At 59.2% G+C, this 13,644-nt stretch carries 14 protein-coding genes; 12 read left to right on the forward strand and 2 right to left on the reverse strand.

Going from position 1 to position 13,644, the window contains the following annotated elements; genetic code table 11:
- The first annotated feature begins 8 nt into the window (after positions 1-8).
- The 7 genes from HMPREF3153_RS02575 to HMPREF3153_RS02605 all read left to right on the forward strand — a co-directional run bounded on the left by HMPREF3153_RS02575 (position 9) and on the right by HMPREF3153_RS02605 (position 7,262).
- Entirely contained in the window at positions 9-1,310 is a 1,302-nt protein-coding gene (locus HMPREF3153_RS02575; RefSeq protein WP_371440893.1) for a Dyp-type peroxidase, read from the forward strand.
- 93 nt (positions 1,311-1,403) lie between these two features.
- Positions 1,404-3,467, forward strand: a complete 2,064-nt coding sequence (gene thrS, locus HMPREF3153_RS02580; RefSeq protein ID WP_005529194.1) for a threonine--tRNA ligase — start codon at positions 1,404-1,406, stop codon at positions 3,465-3,467.
- Entirely contained in the window at positions 3,454-4,002 is a 549-nt protein-coding gene (locus HMPREF3153_RS02585) for an HIT family protein (protein WP_005529196.1), read from the forward strand. The genes thrS and HMPREF3153_RS02585 overlap by 14 nt, the downstream gene beginning before the upstream one ends.
- A complete protein-coding gene (gene pgsA / locus HMPREF3153_RS02590) occupies positions 3,995-4,621 on the forward strand; it encodes a phosphatidylinositol phosphate synthase (protein WP_005529197.1) in 627 nt (208 codons plus the stop codon). The genes HMPREF3153_RS02585 and pgsA overlap by 8 nt, the downstream gene beginning before the upstream one ends.
- Positions 4,622-4,633: 12 nt before the next feature.
- Positions 4,634-5,602, forward strand: coding sequence for a phosphatidylinositol mannoside acyltransferase (locus tag HMPREF3153_RS02595; protein ID WP_046645368.1), 969 nt, complete (start codon positions 4,634-4,636; stop codon positions 5,600-5,602).
- A gap of 14 nt (positions 5,603-5,616) precedes the next feature.
- Complete coding sequence (locus HMPREF3153_RS02600; RefSeq protein WP_049063932.1) at positions 5,617-6,744, forward strand: glycosyltransferase family 4 protein; 1,128 nt, start codon at positions 5,617-5,619, stop codon at positions 6,742-6,744.
- Positions 6,745-6,797: 53 nt separating this feature from the next.
- Positions 6,798-7,262 (forward strand): hypothetical protein, encoded by a 465-nt coding sequence (locus HMPREF3153_RS02605; RefSeq protein WP_049063933.1) that lies wholly within the window; start codon positions 6,798-6,800, stop codon positions 7,260-7,262.
- Between the two features lie 6 nt (positions 7,263-7,268).
- Here the strand turns inward: HMPREF3153_RS02605 and HMPREF3153_RS02610 are convergent, their stop codons facing one another.
- Together HMPREF3153_RS02610 and HMPREF3153_RS02615 are read right to left on the reverse strand one after the other, a co-directional pair.
- On the reverse strand, positions 7,269-8,537 hold the full coding sequence (locus HMPREF3153_RS02610; RefSeq protein WP_049063934.1) for a DUF2029 domain-containing protein: 1,269 nt from the start codon (positions 8,535-8,537) through the stop codon (positions 7,269-7,271).
- Positions 8,538-8,550: 13 nt separating this feature from the next.
- On the reverse strand, positions 8,551-9,033 hold the full coding sequence (locus tag HMPREF3153_RS02615; RefSeq protein WP_049063936.1) for a DUF3817 domain-containing protein: 483 nt from the start codon (positions 9,031-9,033) through the stop codon (positions 8,551-8,553).
- Between the two features lie 124 nt (positions 9,034-9,157).
- Between HMPREF3153_RS02615 and HMPREF3153_RS02620 the strand changes: the two genes are divergently transcribed.
- From HMPREF3153_RS02620 to ruvB, 5 genes are all read left to right on the forward strand, one after another.
- Positions 9,158-10,051 carry an acyl-CoA thioesterase gene (locus HMPREF3153_RS02620; RefSeq protein ID WP_049146490.1) on the forward strand — a complete coding sequence of 298 codons (894 nt, stop codon included), beginning with the start codon at positions 9,158-9,160 and terminating at the stop codon, positions 10,049-10,051.
- A 107-nt stretch (positions 10,052-10,158) separates the two neighbouring features.
- A complete protein-coding gene (locus HMPREF3153_RS02625) occupies positions 10,159-10,914 on the forward strand; it encodes a YebC/PmpR family DNA-binding transcriptional regulator (RefSeq protein WP_070419931.1) in 756 nt (251 codons plus the stop codon).
- Positions 10,915-11,156: 242 nt separating this feature from the next.
- Positions 11,157-11,738 (forward strand): crossover junction endodeoxyribonuclease RuvC, encoded by a 582-nt coding sequence (gene ruvC / locus HMPREF3153_RS02630; RefSeq protein WP_046645375.1) that lies wholly within the window; start codon positions 11,157-11,159, stop codon positions 11,736-11,738.
- A 100-nt stretch (positions 11,739-11,838) separates the two neighbouring features.
- A complete protein-coding gene (ruvA, locus tag HMPREF3153_RS02635) occupies positions 11,839-12,447 on the forward strand; it encodes a Holliday junction branch migration protein RuvA (protein ID WP_070419932.1) in 609 nt (202 codons plus the stop codon).
- A 51-nt stretch (positions 12,448-12,498) separates the two neighbouring features.
- A complete protein-coding gene (gene ruvB / locus HMPREF3153_RS02640) occupies positions 12,499-13,602 on the forward strand; it encodes a Holliday junction branch migration DNA helicase RuvB (RefSeq protein ID WP_070419933.1) in 1,104 nt (367 codons plus the stop codon).
- Positions 13,603-13,644: the final 42 nt, after the last annotated feature.

The raw sequence follows: 13,644 nt of genomic DNA on the forward strand, positions 1-13,644 counted from the left end.
ACATCACGATGTCTGCAGAATCTACCCCAATCACCGCATCCTTCACCCCCAGCGAGACGGCAGGCAGCCCAGCCTCCTTGCCACCGCAATCGGGTGATGTGGCGCTTGCGCTCAGTCGCCGCGGACTTCTTGTGGGTGGCGCTGTAGCGGCGAGCGCGCTGGTAGTGGCGGGCTGCGCGGAGGGCAGCGAGTCGTCAGGACAAGACGCCGCGCCCGACGCCGCCCCCATCATGGGCGATGACATCGTGGCCTTCGACGGTGAGCACCAAGCAGGCATTGAGACCCCGCCTCAGGCGCATGTAGCCTTAGTGGGTTTCAACCTCAAAACGAAGACCACCGCACGAGGAGCTAAGGCGCTCATGCGTTTGTGGACTGAGGACGCACGCCGCCTGTGTACGGCTGAAAATCCAGTCGGCAGTCTCGAAACCGAGCTGACTCAGACACCGGCCAGCCTCACCATCACGTGTGGCTGGGGTGAGGGATTCTTCGCCAAGACAGGGGCCGAGAAGCCTGAATGGCTGGGCGATGTTCGCAAATACAGCCGCGACAAGCTCCGTCCGGAGTGGGGCCAAACCGACGTGGTTCTGCAGATTTGCAGTGATGACCCCTTAACCACCGCATTCGTAATGCGGCACATGACTCGAGCTAGCTCGAGCTATGCGGAAACAGCTTGGGTACAGCAGGGCTTTGGCCACGCCAATGGTTCGGTTGCGAAAGGGGAGACTGCCCGCAATCTCTTCGGTCAGAAAGACGGCACGGTGAATCCTCATACGCACGAGGAATTCATGGACCAAGTCTGGATCGACGAAGGTCGTTTCGCCGGCGGAACCGCCATGGTGGTCCGTCGCATCCACATGAACCTTGACACCTGGGAAGAACTCGATCGTGCCGCGCGTGAGGCATCCACTGGTCGCAAGCTCGACACCGGTGCGCCAATGCACGGAACGGATGAATTCGACCCAGTAGACCTTGAAGCCCGCGACTCCTTTGGATTGAAAGCCATCGATCCGTCCTCGCACGTCGCCCGCGCCCATCCGCCAAAAGACCACCCAGAGCAGAAGATTCTGCGCCGACCTTTCAACTTCAACTTGGCACCATCGCCAGATAACCCGGGCGAGTTAAGCAACGCCGGCCAGATTTTCATCTGCTTCCAGAAGGATCCAACCAAGCAATTCGAGCCCATCCAGGCCCGCCTTGATGAGCAGGATCAGCTCAATACATGGATTACACACATCGGCTCCGCCATGTATTACGTACCTGCCGGAACCTCAGGCGGGTCGTACTGGGGCGAATCGTTGCTTGAGACCTAGGCAGGGTAGAATTTCACGCTGTAACTCTTGAATTAGCTTTGGTCGGCCAGGTATGTCGATCGAAGCGTGAGCGCATAAGGAGCGCAACTAGTCATGGCGGAAATGATTCCAGCTGTACCAGTGAACTATGAGCCTTTTAAGGTGCCTGCTGGCACTGCAGTAGGCGCAGCGATGCGAGAGCTTGAGCTCCCCAACAAGGGGCCCGAGGCAGTCGTCGTCGTTCGCGGCACCGATGGAGTGCTCTACGACCTTTCGCACACCCCGGCAGTCGACGCAGAGTTCACTCCTGTCGCGGCTAGCGAGGAGGACGGCCGCGCCGTCATCCGCCACTCCACCGCACACGTGATGGCACAGGCTGTGCAGGCCGAGTTCCCTGGCACCAAGTTGGGCATCGGTCCGGCCATCGAGAACGGCTTCTACTTCGACTTCCAGACCGATGAGCCCTTCACCCCTGAAGCGCTGAAGGCCATCGAGAAGCGCATGAAGAAGATCATTAAAACTGGCCAGCGCTTCGAGCGTCGCGTTTACTCTTCCAACGAAGAGGCAGAGGCCGCACTTGCCGACGAGCCCTTCAAGCTCGAACTCATTCAGGACAAGGGCAACGTCGACCCAGATTCTGATGAAGCAGCAGAGGTGGGCGCAGGCGATCTCACGCACTACGACAACATCAACCCGCGTACCGGCGAGGTCGAATGGTTCGACCTGTGCCGTGGCCCGCACCTGCCAACCACCAAGTACATCCCGGCTTTCACTCTGACCCGTTCTTCGGCTGCTTACTGGCGCGGTGACCAGTCAAAGGCTGGCTTGCAGCGCATCTACGGCACGGCTTTCGAGTCCAAGGAGGCCCTCGAGGCCTACCAGCACATGATCGCTGAGGCTGAGAAGCGCGATCACCGCCGTCTGGGCCAGGAGCTTGACCTTTTCTCCTTCCCGGACGAGATTGGCTCCGGCTTCCCGGTCTTCCACCCCAACGGCGCCGTTGTGCGCATGGAGATGGAAGAACACTCCCGTCGTCGCCACATCCAGGACGGCTACTCCTTTGTTTCCACCCCGCACCTGACCAAGGGCGACCTGTTCAAGAAGTCCGGCCACCTGGACTTCTACGCCGACGGTATGTTCCCGCCGATGCAGCTCGATGGTGAGTACGACGAGGACGGCAACTGCACCAAGCAACCGCAGGATTACTATGCGAAGCCGATGAACTGCCCGATGCACAACCTCATCTTCGCATCCCGTGGCCGTTCCTACCGCGAGCTTCCGCTGCGCCTTTTTGAATTCGGTACGGTCTACCGCTACGAGAAGTCCGGCGTTATCCACGGTCTCACGCGTGCGCGCGGCTTTACCCAGGATGACTCCCACATCTACTGCACCCCGGAGCAGCTGGAAGATGAGCTGACCAAGGTCTTGGACTTCATCATCTCCTTGCTCAAGGATTATGGCTTGGATGACTTCTATCTGGAGCTGTCCACTAAGGATCCGAACAAGTACGTGGGCTCCGATGAGATTTGGGAGCGCTCTACTTCCATCCTGCAGTCCGTTGCTGAAAAGTCCGGCCTCGAGCTGGTTCCGGACCCAGCTGGTGCAGCTTTCTACGGCCCGAAGATTTCCGTTCAGGCACGCGATGCCATCGGTCGTACCTGGCAGATGTCCACGGTTCAGCTGGACTTCAACCTGCCGGAGCGCTTCGAGCTGGAGTACACCGCGTCCGACGGCACCAAGCAGCGTCCGATCATGATTCACCGCGCGCTGTTCGGCTCCATCGAGCGTTTCTTTGGCGTGCTTCTCGAGCACTACGCCGGTGCTTTCCCAGCTTGGCTGGCCCCACACCAGGTCGTGGGCATCCCGGTCGCAGACGAGTTCTCGCCGCACCTCGAGGCCATCGCTGCGAAGCTGCGCAAGCGCGGCATCCGTGCCGATGTGGATACCTCTGACGACCGCATGCAGAAGAAGATCCGCAACCACACCACCGGCAAGGTGCCTTTCATGCTGCTCGCCGGCGAGCGCGACGTCGACGCCAACGCCGTCTCCTTCCGCTTCCTGGACGGTTCGCAGGTCAACGGCGTGCCGGTGGATGAGGCTATCGAGCTCATCGCCGCATGGGTTGCTGAGCGCATCAACGAACAGCCGAACGAAGAGTTGATCAGTGCACGACGCTAACGAGCAATACGTCGATTCCGGGGCAGGGGAACCAGACCGCCTTGAGCGGCTGTGGGCTCCCTACCGAATGGCGTATATCTCGAAGCGTTCGAAGGACCCCTTCGTTGAGGCTCCCAAGGGCAGCGATGAGGACGGGCTGATTATTGCCCGCGGCGAGTATGTCTACGCTTTGCTGAACCTTTTTCCCTATAACTCGGGACATTTAATGGTGGTGCCTTATCGCAAGGAATCCCAGCTGGAGAACTTGACTCTAGAGGAATCCCACGAGCTGATGGCCTTCGCCCAAAAGGCGGTACGTGTTTTAAAGCGCGTGTCCAAGCCGGAAGCAATCAACGTGGGCTTCAACCTGGGCAAGGCGTCTGGCGGTTCCGTGGGAGATCACTTACATTTGCATGTGGTTCCCCGGTGGGCCGGTGACAGCAACTTTATGACTGTCTTGGAGGGCACTAAAGTGTTGCCTCAGTTATTACAAGAGACTCGCGCCCTTTTGGCCCAAGGCTGGCGGGAGATCGATGAGGAGGATTCGCATGCTTAGCGTTCACGGGCGAAAGCCAGCGGCAGTCGTCGTGGAACCCGTGGCAAAGCTGTTTCTGAAGATGGGGCTGACCCCCAACATGGTCACCATCGTCGGCACTCTTGTCACCATTGCTATCGCAGTCGTCTGCATTCCTCTGGATCACCTGTTCGCGGCAGCGGTGCTCTCTGGTCTCTTTGCGGCCTTCGACATGCTTGACGGCACGATGGCGCGCATGACCACGGGCGGGTCCAAGTTTGGCGCGACTCTCGACGCCTCCTGTGATCGCATCACCGACGGCGCCCTGTTTGCTGCCATCTTGTACTGGCTGGTCTACGTCGATAACGCTCGCCCCATCCACGTGGTGGCCTGCCTCATCGTGCTGGTTTCTTCGCAGGTCATTTCCTATATCAAGGCCCGCGGCGAGGCTTCTGGCTTCAAGATGGTCGGCGGTCTGATCGAGCGCCCAGAGCGCCTCATCATCGGCCTCGGCGGCATCGGCTTGGAGGGCCTGGGCGTTCCCGGCGCCATCGAGATCGCCCTGTGGATCCTTGTATTCGGTTCCATTTTTACCATCATTCAGCGCATGGTCCAGGCCGCCCGCCAGGACACGAAGGCCCGCTTCACCCCAGATCTTTAAGGATTAACGCCCATGGCCCTTGTTCCTGGACTAGACCGCGAACAACTGGCTGCCGCCGGCTATTTAGCCGGTTGGCGGCTGGTGCGTTTGTTGCCGGAGAAGTGGGCCAAGCGCCTTTTTGACTGGGGTGCAGACCGCGCCAGCGATGATGGCCGAGGCATGGAGCAATTGCGCCAAAACTTAGCGCGCGTGGTGGGCCCAGAAAACGTCACGCGCGAGTTGGTGCGCAATTCTATGCGTTCCTATATGCGCTACTGGCGGGAGGCATTCTGCCTGCCGTCGATCCATCAGGACCCGGATCTGCACGCCAAGCTGCTTTCGGGTTTGCAGGGCTTAGAGAACTTCGACGACTCCGTGGCCCGCGGCAAAGGCGTCATCCTCGCGCTTCCACACACTGGTAACTGGGACATGGCCGGGGTGTTTCTGGTGGGCCACTATGGCCAATTCACAACGGTTGCAGAAAGGCTCAAGCCGGAGGTGCTTTTCGACGCCTTCGTGGACTTCCGCGAGTCCCTAGGCTTTGAGGTTATCGCTCTGACAGGAGAGAAGACCTCACCTTTTGGCCGACTCAAGGAAGTCTTGGAAGCAGGTGGTGTGGTCTGCCTGTTGGCCGAGCGCGACCTCACTCGCACTGGCGTCACGGTCGACTTCATGGGCGAGGAAGCCAACATGGCTGCCGGCCCGGCCCGTTTGGCCATGGAAACCGGGGCGGCATTGCACGTGGTCCACTCCTGGTTCGAGGATGAAGGCTGGGGCCTTACCGTCAGCCCGCAGGTGGAAGTCACCAATGTGCAGGAGACCACCCAACGCCTGGCCGATGGCTTCGCCGCGAACATCAAGGCCCACCCGGCGGATTGGCATATGCTGCAGCCGCAGTGGAATGTAGACATCAAACGCCGCGCGGCCGATCGCGCCGCCCGCCGCGCAGCCAAGGACAAGCGTACGTCCCAAGAAAAGCTCGAAGATAACGGTAAAAAGTAAGGGAGTAGGCAGTAGTGCGTATCGGAATCGTATGTCCGTATTCCTTTGACGAGCCAGGCGGCGTGCAAGCCCACATCCTGGATTTGGCCACCGTCTTTATCGAGCAAGGCCACCACGTGGAGGTCCTTGGCCCGGCAGCGCCGGAGACACAGCTGCCAAGCTTTGTCATGAAGGGCGGGCGCGCGATTCCGATTACCTACAACGGCTCCGTGGCCCGCTTGTCTGTAGGCCCGCAGGTAAAGCGCAACGTCAAGAAGTTCATTGAACGCGGCAACTTCGACGTGCTGCACATCCACGAGCCGAACTCGCCGAGCTACTCCATGGTGGCGCTGGCACAAGCCAAAGGTCCTATCGTCGCGACCTACCACGCCTCAGCTTCTAGCTCGCTCGTGCTGAAGCTGGCCAAGCCTTTCCTCACGCCAATGCTGGAGAAGGTGCGCGGCGGCATTGCCGTCTCAGAGATGGCCCGCCGCTGGCAGGTAGAACAGCTAGGCGGCGACCCAGTTCTTATTCCGAATGGCGTGGATACCTCCGTGTACGCGGCGGCCCGCAAGCGTGTCGCGGCGGATCGTGACCAAGAAGGGCAGCCAGGCCAATCCGGGCAGAAGGTGCCCGAGATTGTATTCTTGGGGCGTCTCGACGAGCCACGCAAGGGCCTGGATATCCTGCTGGAAGCCCTCACGATGGTGGAGACGGACGTCAAGGTCACCGTCATGGGCGGCGGCCGCCCGCGTGAGGTCGAGGGCGTGGACTTCGTTGGCCGCGTGAGCGATGTGGAAAAGGCGGAGATCCTCGGCCGCGCTGATGTCTATGTCGCTCCTAACACCGGCGGCGAAAGCTTCGGCATCGTCCTGGTAGAGGCCATGGCCGCAGGCTGCGCGGTGGTAGCTTCCGACCTCGAGGCGTTTGCGGCCGTTTGCGACGCAGATTCTGAGACCCCCGCCGGTGCGTTGTTCCGCAACGAGGATGCCCGTGATATGGCGCGGGTGCTCAACCTTGTGCTGCAGGACGAAGACAAGCGCAATGCTTTAATTGAAGCCGGTACCCAGCGCGCTCGCACCTACGATTGGGACCACGTGGCCGCTGCCGTGATGCAGGTTTATGAGACCGTGCAGGACGGAACTAAGGTCCGCACCAAGTAGCAGCGGGCGTTGCCGCCCTTTATCTACATCGGATTTAAGAGCAGGAAAAGACTATGGCAGTAGAACTGGTTATCGCGATCGTCGCGCTCGTGCTCATCTTGATGTGGGCCTATTTCACCGCGCAGCGGCTGAACTCGCTGCACATCCGCACGGATGCGGCTTTGGTGCAGCTGGAGGCCACCCTTGCCCGCCGCGCCGCCGTCGTGGCAGCGCTAGCGCCGGAGCTGGAGGAGGTTGCCTCCCGCGCGGAGTCGAGCGAGCTTGCCCAGGGCCATTTTGAGACGCGTTCGGCCCACGAGCGGGCGCTGTCTATCGCGGTCAACGAGCGCTTTGCTGAGCGTCCCGCATTGCTTGCCGACGCCGAGGGGCGCATCCACCTTGCTCATCGCTTCTACAACGAAGCGGTCAGCGATACCCGGTCGCTACGCCTACGCCCCCTTGTGCGCATCTTCCGCCTGGGAGGTACGGCACCGCTGCCGGAGTTCTTCGAGATCAGCCAGCTACGGATTACTGAGTAGTTCCTGCTACTGAGCTGCTTGCTTGGTAGAGCTAGTATTTTCGCGCTTGAGCTCCAAGCGCAGCCAAGAGAAAGCAAGGCCTGTCATCACGAGGATGAGCACGTTGCGCGCCAGCAACAAGAAGGCAGGGAAGAGGCCGCCGCGGCCCGCGTAGAGCAACGCGTCATAGTTGAACGGGTAGACCAGTGTGCCCAGTGCCGCCGCAGCAAGCGTGCACAGTGCGAGGTTGCGCAGCACTGTGCCTACTTTTTCGTCGATATGTTGATGCGCAACTGATGAGGCATGCGGCCAGGCATCCTTGAGCGCTACCGCCAAGATTGGGCCGAGCCAGGTGATGTACTGGGTGGAAAAGACCTTGTTGCTGATAAATAGCAGGCAGATCATCGTGATGAAAAAGGCCAGCGTGCTGCGTGCACCCCAGTTGCCGTTGCGGAAGTGCATGAGTGCGAAGCCGAGGGCGAAAAACAGCATCGCCAAGGTCAAAACGTTGCTAAGAACTAAGAGTTCGCTAACCCAAGGGCCGGTGATTTCATAACTCTTGGAGGCAGCGTAGCCGATGGACCAAGTGTCCGGGAAAAGATGCGAGGCAAATACTGGAAGCGTTGCAGGGATCGATTCCACCTGCAGTCCGCGCACCTCTTGGTAGCGCAGCGGGGAGATAAGGCGCTCGACGTCATTGAAGGCGATGACGAGCAGACAAATGCCCACGATGGAAGCGACGAACGCGCTAAGGCGCTGCCAAGTCGCACGGGCATTGAAGCGGCCAACCAGGCCTGCGGCGAGCACGCCCGGCCACAGCTTCATCGTGGTGGCAAGGCCAAGCAGCGCCGCCGCAAGCCGCGAGTTGCGGCCAAGAAGCACTCCTGCGGCAGCAACTGCCAGAGCCGGGAAAATATCGAGGCGCCAGACAAAGACCTGACCCACTGCGGTTCCAAAGACAACCCAAAACCATGCGGCGACGAACGCCTGCGGCTTGCGGCGCCAGCCCTGAAGCAAGACCATGAGGAAAGCGGCGTCGACAAGCAGGCACAGCCCTGTAAAAATAACGGTAAAGCTGGTCTGATTCGGGCCACTCAACCAGCCGACGAGAATCGAAGGCCACGTGCCAGGGTGCGGGTACTCGGTCATATCCGAGGAGTTCGCCCCAAAACGCCCGGAGAAGTAATAGGAGATATCTCCTAGCGGGACGTTGTTCCATTGCAGTAGTCCGATGAGGATAAGCCGGAAACAAATCCAGCCAGTCCATACTGCTGGAACGGAACAAAAAATTTTCACCTAAGTGATGCTATTAGATGTTCGACTCGATAGTGGATTCGACATCGACGGGTGGCCCGAGCATCAACAGAACGCCAAAGACCAGCGCAATGACTACGACGAACACGCTCAGAGTGCGCACTGGGAAGCGCACTACCTGGGCCAAAAGCTGCTCGGCAAGACCATGTGGCTGCTCAGAATCGCTAAAGCGCCAATGCGGCAGGAACTTATCGTGCTTGTCCGCCCATAGCGCAAACGGGAGCGCGGCAAAAGGTATGACCGAAACGATTAGCCCCAACATGCCCAGGCCAAAGGACCACTTGTTGTTGATCCACACCATGACGCCCACGACGATGAAGCAGAGGAAACCAAAGCCGTGGATACCGCCCGCGATAGGAGTTAAAGCCTCCGTCACGCCGGAGTACTTCAAAACCATAGAGAAAATAAGAAATGCCCACGTGAACATCTCTAGGTAGGCAACGACGCGGTGCAAGCCAGCAGGGCGTAGAAATGTCATGCGGCATATCCTACGCGCTAGCCCGGCGCACAGGTAAAGTTGGCAGGGTTGCATGTGAAGGTTGCATGTGAAGAACGCACGTTAATGTTGCGCGTTGAGCAAAGAGAGGAGTCCCGCGTAGGTAATGGCTAAGGTGTGCGAGGTTATCGATTTAGCGCCGCTGAACGAAAAGGCTCAGGGTGATGTCTTTTCCGTGCCCATGGTTCCGTCCCAGATTGCGCGCACCTTTGGCGGGCAGGTGGTAGCCCAGGCGCTCGCTGCAGCCCAGCACACCGTTGAAGGAAAGCTCGTGCATTCCTTGCATGGCTACTTCGTGGGCCCGGGTGATGCCGCCGCGCCTGCGCGTGCTGAGGTAGAACGCGTGCGGGACGGCCGCTCTTTTGCTACCCGTCAGGTGCGCCTCTTCCAAGACGATCGCCTGATTTTCATGCTCAACGCGGGTTTCCACATCGCCGATGACTTTGGTCCTGAGCACCAGGACGCCATGCCGGAGGTTATGGGCCCGGAGGAGGCTGCAGCCGCCGGCGGTGGTGCTCCTTATTCCACCCGCATCATCCTGCGCGAGTGGGAAGACTGGGATATCCGTTTGGTCCCGCAGGAAAGCCGTGACCCTGAACTTGCAGAAGCCACAGGCGCTGGGTTCCGCTACGTGTGGTTCCGTAACACCGCGCCAGAATTTGCGGCTTCAGAAAGCAGCCAGGATGCCCACCGTGCGGCACTTGCCTATATGTCTGACATGACCTTAATCCGTGCTTCGCTGCTGCCACATCAAGGCGAGCAAGTACAGCTTGCCAGCCTGGATCACTCGATCTGGTTCCTGCGTCCAGTGCGCGTTAATGAGTGGTTGCTGTATGTGCAGGAATCACCATCCGCGCAAAATGCGACCGGTCTGGCCACCGGAAAGATCTTTAACCAGGGCGGGGACTTGGTTGCCGTGGTGGTCCAGGAAGGGCTTACCCGAACCGTGCGCGAGGGCATGCAGATAGGCTCGCACAACGGCAATTGGCAAAACGTCTAGAAAACACTTACTCAAACGCCGGAAAACGGTGGGGGCTGTTTTCAACTGCTCTACGGCCGTCCGTATAATTGCAGGCAGTTTCATAGAGCCACAATGAAAGGGATGAAATGTCCGGACACTCCAAATGGGCTACTACCAAGCACAAGAAGGCTGCTAACGATGCCAAGCGCGGCAAGGAATTTGCCAAGCTGATTAAGAACATCGAGGTCGCGGCCCGCACCGGTGGTGGCGATCCGGCTGCTAACCCGACTCTCGATGACATGATCAAGAAGGCCAAGAAGGCCTCCGTGCCGAACGATAACATCGAGCGCGCCCGCAAGCGCGGCTCCGGCGAAGAGGCCGGCGGTGCTGACTGGGAGACCATCATGTACGAGGGCTATGGCCCGAACGGTGTGGCAATGCTCATCGAGTGCCTTACCGATAACCGCAACCGTGCAGCCACCGATGTTCGCACCGCAATGTCCAAGAACGGCGGCAACCTGGGCGAGTCTGGCTCCGTGGCCTACATGTTCTCCCGCACCGGCCTTGTCTTGGTCAACAAGGGCGAGCTGACCGAGGATGACGTCCTGATGGCAGTTCTGGAAGCAGGCGCTGAAGAGGTCAATGACCTCGGCGAGAAGTTCGAGGTAGTTTGCGCACCTGGTGATATTCCGGCAGTGAAGGAAGCCCTCACCGAAGCTGGTATCGAGGTCGACGATAATGACACCGACTTCCGTGCTTCCGTCGAGGTTCCGCTCGAGACAAACGATGCCCGCAAGATCTTCCGCCTGATCGACGCCCTCGAAGATTCTGATGACGTGCAGAACGTCTACACCAACATGAACCTTTCTGAGGCTGTCTTGGCAGAACTCGAGCAGGACTAAACTGCTTGCTGTGGGATCTACACGCGCAGATTCTCACTAGACAAGGTTTAAACAAGGTTTAAAACGCGCCCGCGCATGATTGCACTGCTCGGGCGCGTTTGCGTTTGTTATCGCGGCGCCCTGCCCCTGCACATTCTTAGAACATGTGTATGATTGACTGGACTGTGAATTCGCTTTAAATCTTTTCGCTGTTGCGCCCGTCTAGGCGCAAAGAGATTGTTCAGACTAGGAGGGGGTCGGCTGTGAATCTGGAAGGCCTGCGCGTTATGGGGATAGACCCTGGTCTTACCCGTTGCGGTCTTTCTGTGGTGCAAGCAGGGCGTGGTCGCTCGGTGATACCTGTGGCGGTCGGTGTTGCCCGTACCCCCAGCGATAAGGAGCTGACTGAACGTCTTTTGCGTCTTTCCATAGCTGTCAAAGAGTGGATGGAGGACTACAAGCCGGATGTGGTTGCTATCGAGCGAGTCTTCGAACGTGGTGAAGTATCCACGGTGATGCAAACCGCGCACGTCGTTGGCGTGGTGGTCCTAGCTGCCGCTGAGCGCGACATTCCGGTGCATATGTACACCCCGTCAGAGGTGAAGAAGGCAATCTCTGGCAACGGCCGGGCAGACAAGAAGCAAATGACAGCGATGATTACGCGCATCCTTGGTTTGGGCGAACCGCCCAAGCCGGCGGATGCCGCAGATGCCTTGGCTCTAGCAGTTTGTCACTGCTGGCGTGCCCCAGCCTTGGCTCGAATAGGGCAGAACACAGGCACATGGCCGAAGACGAGTGGCGTGAAAGGCCGGGCAAAGAAGCCGCGACCAGCCAGTAGCGCATAGCCGCGCTGGCATACGGAGCGTTATGCCACATGCAAAATCTCGATAGAAAAACTACAGAGCTAGGAACTAGCAGAAAGAATAAAGAAAAGGAGCTGACGCTGTGATTGCATCACTACGCGGAACAGTGTTGTCCATCAGCCTTGATCATGCCGTCATCGAATGCGCCGGCGTTGGTTACAAGTTTCTTGCTACGCCAGTGACCCTCGGCACTTTGCACCGGGGCGATGAAGCAACTGTGCTGACCTCGATGGTGGTCAAGGAAGATTCCATGACCCTTTACGGCTTTAGCAACGATGAGGACCGCGAGATGTTCCAGGTCCTGCAGACCGTCTCTGGGCTCGGACCCAAGCTGGCGCTGGCGGCGCTATCTGTTATGGGGGCAAGCCAGCTAGCTCAGGCCATTTCCTCCGGCGATGCGAAGACACTGCAAACTATTCCGGGCGTTGGCAAGCGCATGGCAGAGCGCCTCGCACTCGAGCTGAGGGATAAGGTCAGCGCCTTTGCGCCGCAGGCCCAGCCAGGGCAGGAAGCGTCCGCGGCGGTGGCCCATGGGCCGGTGGTCGACCAAGTGGTGGAGGCACTCGTTGGGCTCGGTTTCACCGACAAAGCCGCCCGTCCAGTCGTGGAGGGCATCGTGGCGGAGGAGCCAGGCGCAGAAACGGCGGTTGTCCTTCGTGGTGCACTGGCACAATTGGGACGTAAGAAATAGTCTCCGCTGTCAGAGTCAGCGCGCAACAATCTAAACAAAGGGTATAAAGACATGTCAGACGTAGAAAGCACTGAGTTTCAGTTACCGGACGGCCTGGTAGCTGGGCAAAGCACTACCTCCAGCATGTCCGCGGCGCGCAATGCTGACGTCGATGCCACAAAGCAGCAAGGTGAACACGATATCGAGCGCTCCTTGCGCCCTAAGTCCATCGACGAGTTCATCGGCCAACCTAAGGTGCGCGAGCAGCTGTCCTTGGTGCTCAATGGTGCTAAGAATCGCGGCGTCACTCCAGACCACGTGCTGCTTTCGGGCCCACCCGGCCTGGGTAAGACCACCATGGCGATGATCATTGCCCAAGAACTTGGCACATCACTGCGTATGACATCGGGTCCAGCGTTGGAACGCGCAGGCGACCTCGCAGCGATGCTGTCGAACCTGATGGAAGGCGACGTCCTCTTCATCGACGAGATCCACCGCATCGCCCGCCCTGCGGAGGAGATGCTCTATATGGCGATGGAGGACTTCCGTATTGACGTCATCGTGGGTAAAGGTCCGGGTGCCACTTCGATTCCTTTGGAGATTCCGCCATTTACTCTCGTTGGTGCCACTACTCGCGCCGGCATGCTCACGGGACCGTTGCGTGACCGCTTCGGTTTTACGGCCCAGATGGAGTACTACGACACCGCAGATTTGACCAAGGTCATTACCCGTGCCGCCACCATTCTTGATGTGGAGATTGACCAAGACGCGGCGGTTGAGATTGGTTCTCGTTCACGAGGAACCCCGCGTATTGCCAACCGCTTGCTGCGACGAGTCCGTGACTTCGCTGAGGTAAACGGTGATGGACACATTGATCTAGCGGCCGCCCAAGGCGCCCTTGCTGTCTTCGACGTCGATGAAATGGGGCTAGATCGCCTCGACCGGGCCGTCTTGGAAGCCTTGATCAAGGGCCACGGTGGTGGCCCAGTCGGTGTAAATACCCTCGCTGTGGCAGTGGGTGAGGAGCCCTCCACCGTGGAGGAAGTGTGCGAGCCTTACCTTGTTCGTGCTGGCATGATTGCCCGCACAGGCCGCGGTCGTGTGGCAACTGCCGCGGCGTGGCGGCACATCGGTTTGGAACCGCCGGAGGGAACGCTAGGGGAGGCGCTCTTCTAGTGCAAGGGTGTTATGTCCATGGGCTTTTTGGACACGGAGTCC

The organism is Corynebacterium sp. HMSC06C06 (genome assembly GCF_001807295.1).
Lineage (GTDB): Bacteria > Actinomycetota > Actinomycetes > Mycobacteriales > Mycobacteriaceae > Corynebacterium > Corynebacterium striatum.

Coding starts and splice junctions, on each gene's coding strand:
- HMPREF3153_RS02575 (WP_371440893.1), top strand. CDS start 9: ATGTCTGCAGAATCTACCCCAATCACCGCATCCTTCACCCCCAGCGAG.
- thrS (WP_005529194.1), top strand. CDS start 1,404: ATGGCGGAAATGATTCCAGCTGTACCAGTGAACTATGAGCCTTTTAAG.
- pgsA (WP_005529197.1), top strand. CDS start 3,995: ATGCTTAGCGTTCACGGGCGAAAGCCAGCGGCAGTCGTCGTGGAACCC.
- HMPREF3153_RS02595 (WP_046645368.1), top strand. CDS start 4,634: ATGGCCCTTGTTCCTGGACTAGACCGCGAACAACTGGCTGCCGCCGGC.
- HMPREF3153_RS02605 (WP_049063933.1), top strand. CDS start 6,798: ATGGCAGTAGAACTGGTTATCGCGATCGTCGCGCTCGTGCTCATCTTG.
- HMPREF3153_RS02615 (WP_049063936.1), bottom strand. CDS start 9,033: ATGACATTTCTACGCCCTGCTGGCTTGCACCGCGTCGTTGCCTACCTA.
- HMPREF3153_RS02620 (WP_049146490.1), top strand. CDS start 9,158: ATGGCTAAGGTGTGCGAGGTTATCGATTTAGCGCCGCTGAACGAAAAG.
- HMPREF3153_RS02625 (WP_070419931.1), top strand. CDS start 10,159: ATGTCCGGACACTCCAAATGGGCTACTACCAAGCACAAGAAGGCTGCT.
- ruvB (WP_070419933.1), top strand. CDS start 12,499: ATGTCAGACGTAGAAAGCACTGAGTTTCAGTTACCGGACGGCCTGGTA.